The organism is Fusibacter fontis (assembly GCF_055378735.1).
Window position 1 is genome coordinate 2,642,732 of sequence record NZ_AP042445.1, and the last position, 15,813, is coordinate 2,658,544.

The following is a 15,813-nucleotide window of genomic DNA, read 5'->3' on the forward strand; positions in this document are numbered from 1 at the left end:
AATGAATAATGAACTCGTGATGATCGTCGATTTTGGTGGTCAGTATAATCAATTGATTGCCAGACGCGTCAGAGAAGCTGGTGTCTATAGTGAAGTTGTGTCGTGGAAACACGCCGTTGATAAAGTGAAAGAAAAAATGCCAAAAGGGGTCATTTTTACAGGGGGTCCCAATTCGGTTTACCTTGAAAATTCACCCAAATTAAATGCGGAAATCTTTGAACTGGGGATTCCAATTTTGGGCATTTGTTATGGCATGCAGCTTATGGCACACACACTTGGCGGAAAAGTGGAGCGTGCAGAACAACAAGAGTACGGTAAAATCAAGCTGAGCATTTCCAATCATGAAGATTTGTTTGAAAATGTGGAAACCGGTGCGCAATGCTGGATGAGCCATTTTGATTATGTGAAGGAAGCGCCTGAAGGGTTTGAAATTATTGCGACGACGGATCATTGTCCAGTGGCTGCGATGCGTCATACAGAGAAAAATCTCTATGCGGTTCAGTTTCATGCAGAAGTGGAGCATACACCATTTGGTAGAACGCTGATTCGCAACTTTTTATACGACGTGTGTGGTTGCGTAGGCGATTGGAATATGGGCGATTTTGCTCAAAATATGATTCAAAAAATCAAAGAACAAGTAGGCGATAAAAAAGTACTTTGTGGCCTCTCGGGTGGCGTGGATTCGTCTGTTGCGGCGACTATGGTGCATCAGGCAATTGGCAATCAACTCACGTGCATTTTCGTGGATCACGGTTTACTTCGTAAAAATGAAGGCGATGAAGTGGAAAAAGTCTTTGCAGATGAGTTTCACATGAATTTCATCAGGGTAGATGCAAAAGAACGTTTTATGAGCAAATTAAAAGGCGTGTCCGATCCAGAACGCAAAAGAAAAATCATCGGAGAAGAGTTTATCCGCGTGTTTGAAGAAGAGGCAAATAAACTTGAAGGGATTGAATATCTCGTTCAAGGCACGGTATATCCGGATGTTATAGAAAGCGGTACGGATACAGCTGAAGTAATTAAGAGCCATCACAACGTGGGTGGTCTTCCTGAAGATATGGCATTTAGTCTAATCGAGCCACTTCGCGATTTGTTTAAGGATGAAGTAAGACGTGTGGGTGAAGAGGTAGGCGTTCCAGGTCATATCGTATGGCGTCAACCGTTCCCGGGTCCGGGTCTTGCCATTCGCATCCTCGGCGAAATCACGGAAGAAGCGCTTCATCTTGTGAGAGAATCAGATGCAATTTTAAGAGAAGAAATCGCAAAAGCTGGGCTCGATCGAGAGGTATGGCAATACTTTACAGTTCTTCCTAACGTTCGATCTGTTGGCGTTATGGGTGACGAGAGAACGTATTCACACGCCATCGGCATCCGAGCAGTGACTTCAATCGACGGCATGACTTCAGACTGGGCGAGATTGCCTTATGAAGTACTGGACAAAATCTCATCGAGAATCGTGAATGAGGTACAAGGGGTGAATCGCATACTTTATGATGTGACGAGTAAGCCGCCAAGTACGATTGAGTGGGAATAACAAATAAAAACCTCAAAAACCTTGAAATTAAAGGGTTTTTGAGGTTTTGTTTTTACTAAGTGTACCAGAAATGTACCACTTAATTACTTGTAAAGATTGTTTAATGCAATGCCTACTTCACGATATCTATTTTTATAAATATGCCCATAAGTCTCATCAAGCTGTTTTAACGAATGATGACCAAGTCGTTGGGCAATAACGAGTAAATTGACATCTAAATCTATTTGGAGACTTGCATTACTATGACGTAAGTCATGAACTCTTATTCGCTTAACACCAGCCTTCTCAGCACCTTTTTTCATATGGTTGCCGAGGTGGGACTTTGATACATTGAATATCAAATCATCTTTTTTAATGTCATTTATGCTTGCAATATACTTTTGAATGTCTAATGCAAGATTATCGGGTATATCAATTGTTCTTATAGATGTTTTAGTTTTTGGCTTTTGCAATATTTTCTCTTTTTTTACTACCTGAAGGTTTTCATCTACACGCAATGTCATTTTTTCGAAATTAAAATCATTGGGTTTTAAAGCTAGCAATTCTCCAAGACGAATACCTGACCAAAATAAAATTTTGTAGATGATATTCAGAGTTGAATTATCTTCAAAAGAACTAATAAATTGATTGAATTCATCAAGGGTGTAAAAATCCATCTTGTCTGCATTTTTCTGTCCCATATTTTCTGCCGAAAGTACAGGGTTTTCAGGGAGTTTATGATTTCGCATTGCAAAATTGAAAATTGCACAGATTTGATTTCTAATGCTACGAATATATGTTTTTTTATATCCAAGTTTAGATAGTTCAAGATGCCACTCATTAATATGACCATTATTAATTTCAGATATTTTTTTCTTACCAAAGTAAGGAAGTATTTTCGAATCAATCAAATGTTTCTTATTTTCCATTGTGGTTGGTTTTAATTTAAGTGCCATTATCTCGTAGTATTTTTCAACAAGGATTGAAAATTGCATGTTGATACTAGGATTCATTTTATCTAGAAAGTCTCTCTCATATTCGAGTGCTTCTCTCTTTGTTTTAAAACCTTGTTTTTTCTTCTGTATAACATCATCTTTGTAATCGGTGTATCTAAACTTTGCTACCCAAACTTCTTTACCGTTTTTTAGTTTCGTTTTATGTGCTGACATGAAATCACTCCTTTTAGTTTAAGCTTGTTTTAAAATTTAATTTTGCTATCAAAATATGTTTTACCAATTTTACCAGCTAGTACAATATAACCTTGTTTCTCAAGTTCAGCATTCAATTCTCTTATCATTCTTTGTGCTGAAGATTGAGAAATGCCAAGCATATTCGAAACATCTTTAATTGTATAAAATCTAAACGTTGCTATATTTTCTTTCATTAATTAACTCATCTCCTTTGTATTTGATGAGTTAAGAGTAACGTTTTTTATATTTTATAATTCCATTATGCCGGAATTAGAGTATAACACAAAGTGATTGAGTTTTGAAGTTAACTTTTTAGGGGTAAGCATCAAATTGAAAGCATTGAAAATACTATGTTACATAAGAAATTATTGTTGATAACATTTTAGGTAAAAAAATAGAACCCGTATCGGGTTCTTGATTTTTAATGCTTCAAATTGTGCAACTTGGATAATAATTCTTCCCTTATTTCCTCTAACTCACCGAAACTTAATTCTTTTTCCCATTTTGTGCCTTCAACGGTTTTTCCAAATACGTCTATCCCAGACATAAGCATTTTATCCTTAACCCGTTGTAAGCTTTTCTCTGCCTTTGTTAGTAAGGCTAAATTAGTGCTAGTCGGTTTTTCATTATAATTATGTTCATGCTTTAGAAACGAGTTGTACTTCTTGCTAAGTGAAGATTTAAGGGTTTCGATTGCCTTATCAAGTTTCTTGACACAGTAATGTATGTTTGCAGTATGAAGGGCATCCTCATCTTTATCTCTGTTCGCATTAATGAGACCAAAATAGTTCTTTTTTATATCGATATTTCGTGCTACGTCTTTTTTTCGATAGCCAATAAGAATCAAGTATAATTCGCTCAGTTCTTTATCGAGTCCATATTCAAATATATATCGGTAAGTCTTGTCCAAGCTCATTTTACTTTCTTTGATTGATAGCCCATGCTGAAGCAAGAATGTCTCAACAAAGTTAATTTCAAGACCTAGGTAAATGCAAATGTTGAAGAAAAAAATCTTCGAAAACTCGATATCCTGATTGTTCTTGTAGTTGTAATAGACTTGTTTAGTAATGCGTTCGCCTTCCAAATGCTTAATAACGTTGACACTTGCATCTTCAACAGGTGTGATTTCAATTGCTGGATACTTTGCTAGCTTTTCAATCAAATCATCGAAAGTATCATCTTTAGTTATCTCAACTTCAACGGAGTCGCTTAGAACAGTGTATTTGACTTTGTTTTCAATAATTAGAACCACATCTTTTCGCAAGTCATCAGAAATTTCAAGGCTAACTATCAAATCAAAATACGCATCAACATCTTTCAATAGTCCGTTTTTATATATCTCAAATAGGTTGTTCAAGTATGGGGGGATTTCGGACTTTTTATCGCCATCGAAAAGATTTTCGCATATGCCATTAAACAAGATATCGGTAATATCAATGCCATTGATAACGACTTTATTTTTAATTGCATTCATCAAACATGCTTTTTTAAACAATTCAGGGTCTTTTTTCTTTAAGTCAGACATTGCAGTAGCCAAGTCCTCTACAAATTTGGCTCGAATGTCATAATAAGTGTCTCCATTTACAAGTTCATTTCCTAAAGTAGTGTACTCACTTTGGAGTTTCTTATGTCTATATATCATTTCTAGCAATTCCAATTTAACACCTCCACGTATTTCTACTAGATAGATTATAGCATTCTTGAATCCACAAATAAAGAATTTGAAAATACAAAACACTTATAGTGTTCAAATAGATGCACCTAGCTACAAAGATATAAGGCTAGGACATAAAATCGTTTTATAATAGGCATTCATTGTTATCATTTTCTCCTAACTTAATAAAATATAGAGAACAATAAAATTGAAGGAGGAGAGACAATGGATGAATTAGATGAAATCATGAAAGGACTGCAAAATTTGAACAGGCTAGCAAGGCTTAAAAAAGCCTCAGAAACTTCTGGATTTGATGCTGAAGATTATTTGATTCAAGAGAATGATTTAATAAGGGTGAGATTCCGACCTAAAGATAATAGGCTGTGGATTTATAGCAAGTATAGAAGGCGAGATTTGTGTTACTCGGAGTATGTGAAAGGTCTAGAATACTATAATGGTGTCAAGGTTGATGCCATTAAAATCAATGATGTTATTGATAATCCAACACTAGCATCTGATATTCTATATGACTTGAAGGCGAAGATTATTGAAAGACTTTATCGATTCGGAATCTTGAATGTTAGATATCATAAAAATATGATTGTTTTCACCTACAATGATAAATGTGGATTTCACTTACCTGTTGCTGTAGCAATGTCATTTGTTGTAAAAGATGAAATTGAAGAAAGAGAATCATTTATAGGTTATCTTGCCAATGGGAATTCATATAGATTTGTTGAACGTGGAAAAGTAACTGGGATGCTTCCTGAATTTGCTGAGATTACATTTACAGAGGTAGAGAAGCTTTATGAAAGAGTCATGAGTTTGCATCAAATGATATGAATATTTACTCCGAAACAAAATATAATAGTGTATCAAATAAAAAACAATGGAACAGAGAAATCTGTAATTAAAATGGCTGGAAACAAAATTGTAGGAATTGCTACTGGCTGAAATAATTATGGGTTAGCTCTGTTTCTTTATGTATAGAACACTATAAAGCGGAGGAATGGATTATGAAACTACTAACAAAAGAACTATTAGCAACTCTACCAGCACTTTACACAACAGAGAACATCAAGACTGATGAAAAGATGGTTATGCTGAAATTTTTCCTATTCAACTTCACTTGGTTTGTAGTTGAAGCTGAAGAACAAGATAATGATGTTTTATTTTTCGGCTATGTTCAAAACGATGCTGCCCCAGACTGTTCTGAATGGGGTTACTTCGTATTAACCGAACTGGAATCATTGCTAATAAGAGGTGTTTTTAGTGTTGAAAGAGACCTTTACTTCAGACCTACAAAATTTGCTAATATTAAGAACGATTGAAATTGAGGAAGGGTTATAAGCCCGTTGAGGAGGGAAAGCACATGATTAAGAAGACCCTGATTATTAAAAAAAGCGATGTATGTAACAATTTCGGCAATAAGGTATTAACTTTTAAATGCCTAATTGAAGACGGTAAAATCGTCAATATAAAAGGTCATCTTGAGGTAAATAATACAGATGGTGGTCGTTCTAGAATTAAACTTGACTGGGAAGTAGCAATGTATCAGACAAAATTCTATAGAGAGTTTGATGAGTTACTAGAAACAACTCGAAAATCAATTACACGAAGTTGTGTGTTCAATTAATGGAGGAACATATGGATAGAAAAATAACTTTAAGTGAAGGTAAATCTTATGATTGTCACTTTAAAGCTTGGAATTATGGTGTTAACCAACTGGAATCGATTGTAAAATCCTACGGTGTGAACTACTATATATTCGGTGAAAAATTTATATTCGAGAACGTAAGCTACCAAAGTGTCATAGTATTGGAGGCACTGAGTGTTTCAAATGGGTCCATATTCTTTATAGACAAAGAACATGGTTAAAACATTTTCTGAAGAAGGGCTTGACTATTATAGTCAGGCTTTTCTTTTGCAACAAAGAGGCTGATGGGGTTATGAAGTCAAACATATTTAATTTCAGTTCCTTTATAAAAGAATTATAAAAAATATAAAAGTTACAATAGATTTAGATATATCTAAATGAAATGAAAAAGAGACAAGATATGGAATCTTGCCTCTCGAACAATTTACATCGAATAGATTTACTGATGATTTGTATAATAGCTTAAATGAGAAGTCTTAAATGAGTGGTGGAACACTAATTAAGCATAACAATTTCAAACGCCGATAATGAAACGTTAATTTTACTTCGTATAAGAGAATTATATTTTAATACGATATAAATTATTCGCATATTTAGGTTGTTCTGACCTAAATTATGGTTTTAACATACAAATCGGTGTTCGAAATGAGACATCGATTTTTTTATTGGAATAATTTATGGAGGTGAAGGCAATGGCTAATAAAGGTAGAAAAAGAAAAGAATATAAAGCACATAAAACCAAAGATTTTGTTTGGTATTTCTTTAATTCTGATGAGAATTTAATTGGTTCTTGTGATGTTAAAAACTGGCATAACGACTTTAAAGATTTCGGATATAAATACAGAACTGACTATATGGTCGACTTGTTCATTCATGAGAAGTTTGGCAAATACAAAGAAATTGAGTCTGTTGGCGGTCTTAAAGTCTATCAAGGCAAAACTGAATGGAACGAGGACATGCGTGAAGAACTATTTATTCGGCATAGAGAAAATTTTATGAAGAATAGCCTTAATCAGCTTCATAAGAGGCACAGGGAGGCAAATGAGAGGGCATATAAGAGACATTACGACAATTACTTACAAGATAATAGAAATAGGCTTATGGCTGAAATTGAGAAGTATAAAGACCTTAAAGATACATTTGAAAACCAAGTATCTGATTATAAGCACTTAAACAAAATTCTAAAGAACCATCGTGTTTACCTCTATAAAATTTTGGAGTATGGACAAGAACAATTACTTAATGCTGAAGGACTAGAAAAGATGAGAAAAGAAGAACCGTACACCATTTCTATCTCAGTTCGATATCTGGCAATGCTAGTTAACAATGACAAGCCGAATCATACGACTGCATCCAGAGTGGTTAATCTGCTCTGTTTGCTAGGATTCTTTAATAAAGAATTTTCAATTGCTGATAAAAACTACAAGCAAATTCGAATTGAAGACCAACACAAGATGACATACCTGTCGCTAAATCACCATTTTACCCTTGAACATGCTGAAATGATGGCAAATCAACTATATCAAAAGGGCTATAAAATCGAGAAATTTACAAATGAATTTGTAGCTTTAAATTTTGGTACGGATATATCAGAAAAAATATTCTCAAAGATTTTAAGAAAAGATGAGGAAGATAAAGCCTTTGATGAAGTTCCAGAGGAGATATTTTTTCAGCAACAAGCGAATAAATTGGCATTAGATAATCCACTTCTAGAGTTGACATATGATGAATATTATAACGATGACTTTGATATTGATACACCTTTTTAATGTGTGCCAGTAATTTTTTATCTAATATAAATGCTGTTTTATCAATGGCTAGAGATTCAAACTCTGAATTTCGTGCAAAAACTGCAACAATATCAATAAAAGTTTATTAATTAAAGAATATATAAATCTATACTCTAGAAATGAACCTCAGCTATAAACAGTAACCTATCGTCGGGCTTAAAGCTAATCACTAATTGATTGAAAAAAAGTAAACAGCCTTTTAGTTGCTTCGCAATAACAAGGCGTGTCTCTTATCAAAATGCTTGTAGGAGGCTTTGGAGTCAAAGAGTCGCTTGTAACTTTATACGCAAAAGTAATAAATAATTGGGTCTCAAACACCTACTTTAACAACTTTAAATTCTCCTGATAGCGTCTCCAAAACATACTATTGCAGCTTAGCATTTCGATAGTATGTTTAGTGATGCCCCTACAGACTTGGAAATCCTGTCTGGAGGCATATATCAGGAGAAAATTAAAGTAGCATTTAGGGATGGAGACTCCGCCTTTATCTTCGATAAATGCTCCGCACACGTTTCGCTTAAGCTTCACTTTCGGCACGAGGTGCCTCGTTTGGCATCGAAACTCTTCCGTTACATCAATCAAATTGCTAAGACAGCAATTTAATTGATTTCACTACAGACTTCGTTCCAACCAGAAAGACATGATGAGTTGCTCATCATGTCTTTCTAGCTTCCACTACGGTTCTTATTTGTTCTCCTAAAGTCGAACAAATTCTGAATCTAAAATGGCTTTGCAAGCCATTTCTTAACGATTTCAGACCAGAACTTTTCTCGGAGTCTCCATCGGGAGACTTTAACCCATTAAAATCCAAAAGCCTAAAACAAAGATTAGTACACAAGAAATTTATTCACAAAGCCAGCCATAAAAAGCTAGTTTATACAATGCAATCAAATGTATTTCCACATACGCCACTATACAAATTTATACGTTTAGTATGTAATGATAAACCACTTTCAAAATGAAGTATGGTCATCATACGGTAATCGCTTCATAAAAATATGGCGTAATATACATCGTTCGACATTTTTCAGCGACTAAGTATGGATAAAAAAGCATATTATTTTTAGACAAAATAAATTATTGGAAAAGGAGGTTCTCAAGATGACTAAAAGAAAGAAAATTAACATAAATATTGGAGACGATGAAATCGTTGATTTCCTTGAAAAACAGGACAATATGACTAAAACAATAATGAAAGCATTGCGGTTGCTTATGGATTTTGGTGATGTAACCCCTGATTCAGACAATCCAAGAATGGAAATCAAGTCACTTAAAATGATGAACACTATGCTTTTAAACAACGCTGATAGAGACTTGTTGATTATCAATAATATGACACACGCACTTTCAAGTCGCAATCAGCCAATTATGTATTCTTCGTCAATGTTAGCTTCAGATAAATCCGACTCAAATGTTCCTGATAATCCAAAGCCAAATAATAAAATAAAGAATGGAATTGAAGTAAGCGTTGAGGAAGAAGAGGCAATGGCAGACTGGTAGAAAAAATTGTGAAGGAGGTTGAAATAGATGGATTTAGAAAAGATTACAAGTAGAAAGGACAATGCTTTTTTACGTATCCAAGAAGCAGAAGAAGCAATATTTCAAGCTGAAGAAAATTGCAAAATGAAGATTCTTAAACTTGAAAATGAGAAACTTCATGAGGAAAACGCTGGCTATAGGAATCAACTCATGATTCTAATGGATTTAATTGATGAATATCGTGATATAGCAGAAACACTGGAATTTGAATTGGCAGAGGTAAAGCAACTAAAAATTGACTTAAAGAATAAGGCTGAAAGATTTATCGAGTATTCACATTCAAAGAAAATTGAAATGCTTGACTTAAGTGATTTTGAAGGTGATGAAATATAGATTTATATATTAGTAATGGGGGTGATGACGTTGGGAACGGTTAAAGGCAATAAATCAAAATCGTCTTCGAACAAACTCAACTGGAATAATAGCAAAGTGAACAGTATCGGTAAACACTTTCTTTTTAGCGATGGAAGACTTTCGAAGGATGATATTTTAAGACTGGGCAATCAAACTCTTTTAACTAAGCTGAAATCAGTAGGCTACATTAAAGAAATTGACACCGCTGAAAAAGGTATTTTCAAGACGACTGACAAGTTTCGTAAGGAGTATAAGATTCACAATGACTCTAGATGCGATTGGAAGTCCAGCGGAGGTTCTACACATGCTAAGGGTATGAGTAAGCTTTCGAAAATTGTTCCACAGAAGGTTATTGATGAAGGTCGGTTTTTAACGGGTGAAAGTTTGAAAAATGAATTTGAAAAATGTAAAGGCGGAAAAGCATTCAAACAAGAGGCACAGAGACTACTTGATGAAAAAAGGCAAGAAGTATCTGTGAGAGAAGCTTCACTGAAAATTCAGCTAGAGAATGCAAAATCAGAAAAACAGGCGAATTATTTTAAAGCCATCAGTAATTCTGAGATAAAGATGCTTCAAATGGAGTTAAAAACACTGGAAGAAAAGGGTTTTAAGGGCTATTCGGCTCCAGATATTCGCTTAAATATAAGTAGAGACGAAGCTGAACAAATGCTTGATACACTTAAAAATTCCTTTGGTCAGTATCATCAGCGTAACCATGAAATGATTCATATAGCTGTTCAAAAACTTGAACACGTCATTGAACATTCAGAAACAGAAATGATTAGCGTTAGCGTAGAAGTCTTTACGGATTCTTATAAATATGAAGACAAATGCTCTCATGTAAATTATGAGAAAGCAACTGGAAATACAACAATATATTTACCATCAAAATGAAGGAGGACGGTTATTATGAAAGAAAAAATTACAAGACTTAATAGTCAGTTATGCGATTTGCAAAATATCTACGAAAGTACAAGCAGTATAAGCGAAAAAAAGCGTACTATGGAAAAAATGCTGGATATTATATATGAGGCGAGGTCTTCAACTGAAAACAAATCAATCCAAGACAAGATTGATGATTTTATTTTTAACTTACTTGATAAATTTTATACAGAGGCTGAAAATAGGATGGCTGAATTTGAGTCAAAGGACTTTTATGAGTTGCTGGAAAAAGATACAGAAGCTGAACAAATAGCCTTTAAAAGAGATATTGAAGACAATGCAGAGTTAATCAATAAATTCTTAGTATTTTGCAAAGATAAATATTTTGGAGAATATTTCAGGGCGGGGATAACATACAGATTATACAAAGACTTTCAGCTTACTTACAATCCAACTTATCATATTCAATTTACGTTTGAAGCTAAACGCAAAATGAGTTATCATCCTTGGAAGTCAAGATTTTATTCAATTCAGGAGATTAAGGATGCTGAACATGATTTCAAACTTCTAGAAGTGAGATGTATACCGATAGATATCAAGACAGAAATCACACTGGATACAGAAGAATCAAATCCGGCTTTTAGAGTCAACGAGTGGAGAGTTTAAAGAAAGTTTTGCGACGGTTTGGAAAGGAGGGAAATGTTATGACGTAAAAATTTTGAGGGAGGGAGTGATGACTATGATGTCAAACGATGAAATCACGAATTATAAGAAAAACTATAAGAGTAGCATTATCAAAACTATGAACAGCTTAAATGACTATTATGAGAACATTTCAGATAATAGCACAGAGACAATCTGGACAAGAGAAATAAACGATACCAACTTAAATGAAACGGAAAAACTGGTAATTAGGGTTGTATATTTGAGTCATAATATCTTCTTGGAGGATTTGGCTTCAATGTTTAAGCCGATTCTTCAATTTGATTCATTTGTCAATGTGGTTAGCAAGTTGGTCAAATTTAAATACCTAGTGAAGCAGATTAAAAACATGGGGATAGTATTGGCTTCAGGGGTTAATTCTGTTAAGCAACTAGACTATAATAGGGAAAATTCAGCTAGATTTAAAGCTGTTGAAATTAGCGAAAATCAGCTATATACATATAGAACAATCCATGCAGTACAAGCACACAAAATTTTACATGACTATTTAAAGCCCTATATTGAAATATTTGAGTCAAAAGAACCGATGTTCAAAGTTGATTATATTATCAGCCAATACGGCAAGCATTATATCTATAATGAATATCTAAAGGTCGGTAAAAATTCAACCTCGATGAAGGAACTGAAATTAAAATTCTTGATGAGTCACAACATCACACGAGAGACTGCTGCTGATATTGTTGAACAAAGCAATGCGGTTGCACAGAAGAAGATTGTGGATAGCTTTTTAGATATATCAAGTAGTAAAAAAATAGCCATTTACAATCAGGTCATTCGCTTAAGCTCAGAAAATGGATTAAGCCTCTTCGATGTGATGTATGACTTTGTAAGCGAAGTTGATGGTCGCTCAAAACATAGCAAAGTCGAAGATGTTGAAGCAGTTCACAGACTTATGAACATTATTATGAATTTGGATAACAATTTCTTCAAACACAGTAACAGACGAATTCGAAAGCATTTAAAAAATGCAATTAAGGCTGATGAAGTTATGCTTCAGTCGGGTTACGAACAGCAAGAATCTGTTGAAACCATCGAAAGAAAGCTAACGGATATTAGACATGTCCACATGAACAATGAGTTTCAGCTATCACGATACCTTCAAAGAAAAATGGCATATTCAGGCTATTTGAGAAGTCTAGATAGAAAAATTCTAAATAGTAGCGAGAACTTAAATCTTGAAGAAGATGCCTACAAACAGGAGGTTTTAAAAGAGGTTCTCGATGATATTGACCTGAAAATAGATGCTTTGAAAAGGATGTACCATATTAGTTCTTACAAAATTGATGATGATACTAAGATGGCGGTCAAATTGAACCCAACATTTGAAATTCTAATCAATAACTCAATTTATGTTGAATCAATTCATAAAAGCAAGTTGGAAGTGACCATAGCCATTGTAGATAATACTAGCGATGCACTTGAAGCCTCAGTAATCTTCAATAGAATTTGGATGGCGTACTATATGCTAAAGGAATTAGATTCCAAAATAGACGTTTGCTTTAATATCTATACTTGCACAAAATCTAAATTTAACTATGTTATGAAGACATTAGAGACTGCAAAGCAAAGAATGGATAGAGATTTCAAAGACCAAGGTTTCGGTGATTTAGCAAATAGAATTCAGGTCAAACTTACTAAAATCAATACACGTAACAAGTATGAGTTCTTCAAATTACTTTTTTCTCATGATAGCCAATAGTTTCGGAAGCCCAGAAGTGGGCTTCTTTTTTAGTTGCTTAAATTGTTTCCTTTGGCAACGTGAAATTCTTGTACTGTCTAATGCTCATAAATTTGAATTATTAATAGTTGAACTGCATAGAATTATCAAAACAAATGAGAATAGCGGTGCGTCAGCATGAATTACATTTTAGGAAGCATTATGGGAGGAATGAATATGAACAAAGTTTATGAAATTATCAATGAGAAAATGATTAAGAAAATTGAGGATGCGATAGTAAATGGCTGTAATCCTTGGAGAATGCCATGGACTAGAAAAAGACCACGGAATTACGTGACGGGAAGATTTTATAATGGGATTAACTTGTGGTTACTAGAAGGTAGCGAATTCGTCACTTGGACACAAATCTGTGATTTACAGAAAAAGAATCCTGAAGTGAAACTTAAGAAAGGTTGTAGAAAGCAAATGGTAGTTTTCTTCAAATTCAATGAGTTTGAAACTACAGATAAGTCAACAGGTGAAATTGAAACCAAAACAATACCACTTTTACGTTATTACACAGTCTATAGCATTGATGATGTTTATGGTCTAGAAAGCAATTATGAAACATTTGAAAATGAACCGATTGAAACAGCAGAAGTAGCTTTGCAATATTACATGAGTGAAGCTGGGGTTGGCTTTGATGAAGTAGAAGGTGGAAATAAAGCTTATTACTCGCCGAAAGGTCACTACATCAGAATTCCAGCAAAGAATCAATTCAGAGACATTACTGAATATTACTCAACCCTTGCTCATGAATGTGTTCATTCAACTGGGAAAATTCTTGGCAGATTTGATGACAAGGTTAGTTCTCACACCTTTGCAAGCGATTCATACTCCCGAGAAGAGTTGTGTGCTGAACTTGGTGCAAATCTAATTATGTCTATGCTTGGAATTCAAACAGAGAAAGCAGAAAATAACAATATAGCTTATCTTAGAAGCTGGCTAAAACAGTTAAAAGATGATACTACTTTACTTGTATCTGCTAGCAATAAGGCTACAAAAGCGGTTGACTTGATTTTAAAGACCTACGATGTTGTTGATGTTGAAGAAGTTGCATAACAAAACTTAAGACTCCGATTAAGGAGTCTTTTTTACGAATTATACACACAGACAGGAATCTCTATACGATTTGTAAGATAACATTTTGAAAAGACAATCAAAATATAATTCCTCAATTAAAGAATTTAAATAGTAAAAAACCATATAATGAAGTTGTAGATGAGGATGTGAATATACCGTATTTACGAAAACTATAAAAAGGAGTGATTAAGTATGAAAAAATTAAGCTTTAATGAGTACAAGTTGATTATGGAGGTCTATAACGAAAGTAATGTTGCTTTTGCTAACCTCGTTTGGGTAACAAGTGATAACGAGAAATGCTTTAGAGTGAAAGTGGTTGAGTATCTAAATAGTAATTTGAAGGGTGAAGATGATTACAAATATGATTTGGATGATGTTCAGTTCTTCCAAGATAAAGGCTGTGGAATTTACGATGTTATTGGTCTAGCAGATGGTTCAAGAAGACATAGTATAGTGGCTAAAATCGAAAATATTGTTTCGTTGGAGATTGAATACATGGACAGACTATATCATGGTCATGATTTTCATTCTAGGGCAAAAGCTGAATATGCGAATGACATTTTGTTTTATAACGAATTCTTAGATAGTCTAGATGATATAAAGGATGCCATTATCGAAAAAATTGAAGAAAATTGCGAATGGCTTACCAGCTCTGTAGATGAAAGGCTCGAAAATATTGAATTCTTTGAACGAAAATATCTTGAGGAGAATCTAAACAACCTAAAGAAACTAACGATTAATAGCAAAAGCATCATTGAACTTGAAGAAAATGTCATAGACATTCTCGATAAAAATCGCCTTAATGATTATTTAGAGATTGATGAAGATTTAAGGAAATTCAGTAGTTGGAGATAGAGTTCTTAGCAGAAAAGAGACCCAAGGGAAAGCCCTTGGGTCTAATCTTATAATGTGATAAATTCTGCGAATTCTGTGTCTTTGCCAAGTTTTGCAATCGCTGCTGCAATATAGTCTGCAAATTCAAATGCTTCAAATGAAAGCAGTTCAAAATCAGCTTTCACTACTTCATTTTGCTCATTCACAGTTTCTAAAGAGAGGATAACCAGATGCTCTTCACCCTTCGTTTTAGCCTTAAATGCAATACTTTTAATTTTGTTTACAGTCCTAAGCTGATTATAGATATTGTCAGCGTACACTCCAGCATCGTCTTTAATCTGAGAATTTAGCTTATCTGCCATAGGTTTTAATTCAATTTTAAGTCTTTCGACTTCTCTTCTCATTTCTTCTTCAGTTATTTTTTTAGAATCCATCTAATAATCCTCCATATACGTTGTCTAGGTGTGTTCATTATATCACATTGAAGTTATTCAATTCACTCGGAATTTTGATTTAAAAGTTTAAAAATGTACACCATAAAAGATGAAATTCCAAATTTTATAAGGTATAATGTAGTAGTGATTATGAAATGGAGGGGTGCTTATGTTGAGTCTTGAAATATTTGCAAATGACAGATACACAATTCTCAAGTTATTAAAAGAAAACCAGATAAAAATTAAAGAGGATTCCTACGCATCACTCTCGCAACAGGAAATTGCTGACTTAGCTCATTTTTCAAAGGTTAAGACTAACAGGATTATTAATGAATTGATTGATTTAGAATGTGTTATACCTTTTCAAAATAAAAGAGGAAAATATTCAATTACTGAGAAAGGTTTAAAATTAGTCAAATTATTTGAGACGACTATACTATAGG

The 15,813-nt window shown here is 33.9% G+C and carries 18 protein-coding genes; 14 read left to right on the forward strand and 4 right to left on the reverse strand.

All coding sequences use genetic code 11. From position 1 onward, the window contains the following. The first annotated feature begins 1 nt into the window (after position 1). A complete protein-coding gene (gene guaA / locus ACZ41W_RS11815; protein ID WP_464312188.1) occupies positions 2-1,534 on the forward strand; it encodes a glutamine-hydrolyzing GMP synthase in 1,533 nt (510 codons plus the stop codon). A gap of 83 nt (positions 1,535-1,617) precedes the next feature. Here the strand turns inward: guaA and ACZ41W_RS11820 are convergent, their stop codons facing one another. From ACZ41W_RS11820 to ACZ41W_RS11830, 3 genes are all read right to left on the reverse strand, one after another. Further along, entirely contained in the window at positions 1,618-2,682 is a 1,065-nt protein-coding gene (locus tag ACZ41W_RS11820; RefSeq protein ID WP_464312189.1) for a site-specific integrase, read from the reverse strand. Between the two features lie 29 nt (positions 2,683-2,711). Continuing rightward, positions 2,712-2,897 (reverse strand): transcriptional regulator, encoded by a 186-nt coding sequence (locus ACZ41W_RS11825; protein WP_464312190.1) that lies wholly within the window; start codon positions 2,895-2,897, stop codon positions 2,712-2,714. Positions 2,898-3,124: 227 nt separating this feature from the next. Next, positions 3,125-4,360: a hypothetical protein gene (locus ACZ41W_RS11830; RefSeq protein WP_464312191.1), complete on the reverse strand. Its 1,236-nt coding sequence runs from the start codon at positions 4,358-4,360 to the stop codon at positions 3,125-3,127. A 222-nt stretch (positions 4,361-4,582) separates the two neighbouring features. Between ACZ41W_RS11830 and ACZ41W_RS11835 the strand changes: the two genes are divergently transcribed. The 12 genes from ACZ41W_RS11835 (at position 4,583) to ACZ41W_RS11890 (ending at position 14,957) form a co-directional block, all read left to right on the forward strand. Then, positions 4,583-5,200: a hypothetical protein gene (locus tag ACZ41W_RS11835; RefSeq protein WP_464312192.1), complete on the forward strand. Its 618-nt coding sequence runs from the start codon at positions 4,583-4,585 to the stop codon at positions 5,198-5,200. 173 nt (positions 5,201-5,373) lie between these two features. Beyond that, positions 5,374-5,688, forward strand: coding sequence for a DUF2958 domain-containing protein (locus ACZ41W_RS11840; protein WP_464312193.1), 315 nt, complete (start codon positions 5,374-5,376; stop codon positions 5,686-5,688). Between the two features lie 41 nt (positions 5,689-5,729). Continuing rightward, positions 5,730-5,993: a hypothetical protein gene (locus ACZ41W_RS11845; RefSeq protein ID WP_464312194.1), complete on the forward strand. Its 264-nt coding sequence runs from the start codon at positions 5,730-5,732 to the stop codon at positions 5,991-5,993. Positions 5,994-6,004: 11 nt separating this feature from the next. Further along, positions 6,005-6,235 (forward strand): hypothetical protein, encoded by a 231-nt coding sequence (locus ACZ41W_RS11850; protein WP_464312195.1) that lies wholly within the window; start codon positions 6,005-6,007, stop codon positions 6,233-6,235. Between the two features lie 471 nt (positions 6,236-6,706). Then, complete coding sequence (locus tag ACZ41W_RS11855) at positions 6,707-7,783, forward strand: hypothetical protein (protein ID WP_464312196.1); 1,077 nt, start codon at positions 6,707-6,709, stop codon at positions 7,781-7,783. A gap of 1,122 nt (positions 7,784-8,905) precedes the next feature. Beyond that, positions 8,906-9,304 (forward strand): hypothetical protein, encoded by a 399-nt coding sequence (locus tag ACZ41W_RS11860; RefSeq protein WP_464312197.1) that lies wholly within the window; start codon positions 8,906-8,908, stop codon positions 9,302-9,304. Positions 9,305-9,331: 27 nt separating this feature from the next. After that, positions 9,332-9,676 (forward strand): hypothetical protein, encoded by a 345-nt coding sequence (locus ACZ41W_RS11865; protein ID WP_464312198.1) that lies wholly within the window; start codon positions 9,332-9,334, stop codon positions 9,674-9,676. A 30-nt stretch (positions 9,677-9,706) separates the two neighbouring features. Next, the gene (locus ACZ41W_RS11870) at positions 9,707-10,591 is read left to right on the forward strand and encodes a FliH/SctL family protein (RefSeq protein WP_464312199.1); all 885 of its coding nucleotides are present in this window, start codon (positions 9,707-9,709) and stop codon (positions 10,589-10,591) included. A 15-nt stretch (positions 10,592-10,606) separates the two neighbouring features. Beyond that, positions 10,607-11,245, forward strand: a complete 639-nt coding sequence (locus tag ACZ41W_RS11875; protein ID WP_464312200.1) for a hypothetical protein — start codon at positions 10,607-10,609, stop codon at positions 11,243-11,245. A gap of 67 nt (positions 11,246-11,312) precedes the next feature. Continuing rightward, positions 11,313-13,001, forward strand: a complete 1,689-nt coding sequence (locus ACZ41W_RS11880) for a hypothetical protein (RefSeq protein WP_464312201.1) — start codon at positions 11,313-11,315, stop codon at positions 12,999-13,001. A gap of 195 nt (positions 13,002-13,196) precedes the next feature. Further along, positions 13,197-14,081: an ArdC family protein gene (locus ACZ41W_RS11885; protein WP_464312202.1), complete on the forward strand. Its 885-nt coding sequence runs from the start codon at positions 13,197-13,199 to the stop codon at positions 14,079-14,081. 213 nt (positions 14,082-14,294) lie between these two features. Continuing rightward, the gene (locus ACZ41W_RS11890; RefSeq protein ID WP_464312203.1) at positions 14,295-14,957 is read left to right on the forward strand and encodes a hypothetical protein; all 663 of its coding nucleotides are present in this window, start codon (positions 14,295-14,297) and stop codon (positions 14,955-14,957) included. 47 nt (positions 14,958-15,004) lie between these two features. On the opposite strand, the gene ACZ41W_RS11895 is transcribed toward ACZ41W_RS11890, so the two are convergent. After that, positions 15,005-15,370, reverse strand: coding sequence for a hypothetical protein (locus ACZ41W_RS11895; RefSeq protein ID WP_464312204.1), 366 nt, complete (start codon positions 15,368-15,370; stop codon positions 15,005-15,007). Positions 15,371-15,539: 169 nt separating this feature from the next. Between ACZ41W_RS11895 and ACZ41W_RS11900 the strand changes: the two genes are divergently transcribed. After that, positions 15,540-15,812: a winged helix-turn-helix domain-containing protein gene (locus ACZ41W_RS11900; protein WP_464312205.1), complete on the forward strand. Its 273-nt coding sequence runs from the start codon at positions 15,540-15,542 to the stop codon at positions 15,810-15,812. Position 15,813 lies beyond the last annotated feature (1 nt).

Excerpts from the sequence above, each read along its gene's own strand:
- guaA (WP_464312188.1), top strand. The coding sequence starts at position 2 with ATGAATAATGAACTCGTGATGATCGTCGATTTTGGTGGTCAGTATAAT.
- ACZ41W_RS11820 (WP_464312189.1), bottom strand. The coding sequence starts at position 2,682 with ATGTCAGCACATAAAACGAAACTAAAAAACGGTAAAGAAGTTTGGGTA.
- ACZ41W_RS11825 (WP_464312190.1), bottom strand. The coding sequence starts at position 2,897 with ATGAAAGAAAATATAGCAACGTTTAGATTTTATACAATTAAAGATGTT.
- ACZ41W_RS11835 (WP_464312192.1), top strand. The coding sequence starts at position 4,583 with ATGGATGAATTAGATGAAATCATGAAAGGACTGCAAAATTTGAACAGG.
- ACZ41W_RS11840 (WP_464312193.1), top strand. The coding sequence starts at position 5,374 with ATGAAACTACTAACAAAAGAACTATTAGCAACTCTACCAGCACTTTAC.
- ACZ41W_RS11845 (WP_464312194.1), top strand. The coding sequence starts at position 5,730 with ATGATTAAGAAGACCCTGATTATTAAAAAAAGCGATGTATGTAACAAT.
- ACZ41W_RS11850 (WP_464312195.1), top strand. The coding sequence starts at position 6,005 with ATGGATAGAAAAATAACTTTAAGTGAAGGTAAATCTTATGATTGTCAC.
- ACZ41W_RS11855 (WP_464312196.1), top strand. The coding sequence starts at position 6,707 with ATGGCTAATAAAGGTAGAAAAAGAAAAGAATATAAAGCACATAAAACC.
- ACZ41W_RS11860 (WP_464312197.1), top strand. The coding sequence starts at position 8,906 with ATGACTAAAAGAAAGAAAATTAACATAAATATTGGAGACGATGAAATC.
- ACZ41W_RS11865 (WP_464312198.1), top strand. The coding sequence starts at position 9,332 with ATGGATTTAGAAAAGATTACAAGTAGAAAGGACAATGCTTTTTTACGT.
- ACZ41W_RS11875 (WP_464312200.1), top strand. The coding sequence starts at position 10,607 with ATGAAAGAAAAAATTACAAGACTTAATAGTCAGTTATGCGATTTGCAA.
- ACZ41W_RS11880 (WP_464312201.1), top strand. The coding sequence starts at position 11,313 with ATGACTATGATGTCAAACGATGAAATCACGAATTATAAGAAAAACTAT.
- ACZ41W_RS11885 (WP_464312202.1), top strand. The coding sequence starts at position 13,197 with ATGAACAAAGTTTATGAAATTATCAATGAGAAAATGATTAAGAAAATT.
- ACZ41W_RS11890 (WP_464312203.1), top strand. The coding sequence starts at position 14,295 with ATGAAAAAATTAAGCTTTAATGAGTACAAGTTGATTATGGAGGTCTAT.
- ACZ41W_RS11895 (WP_464312204.1), bottom strand. The coding sequence starts at position 15,370 with ATGGATTCTAAAAAAATAACTGAAGAAGAAATGAGAAGAGAAGTCGAA.
- ACZ41W_RS11900 (WP_464312205.1), top strand. The coding sequence starts at position 15,540 with ATGTTGAGTCTTGAAATATTTGCAAATGACAGATACACAATTCTCAAG.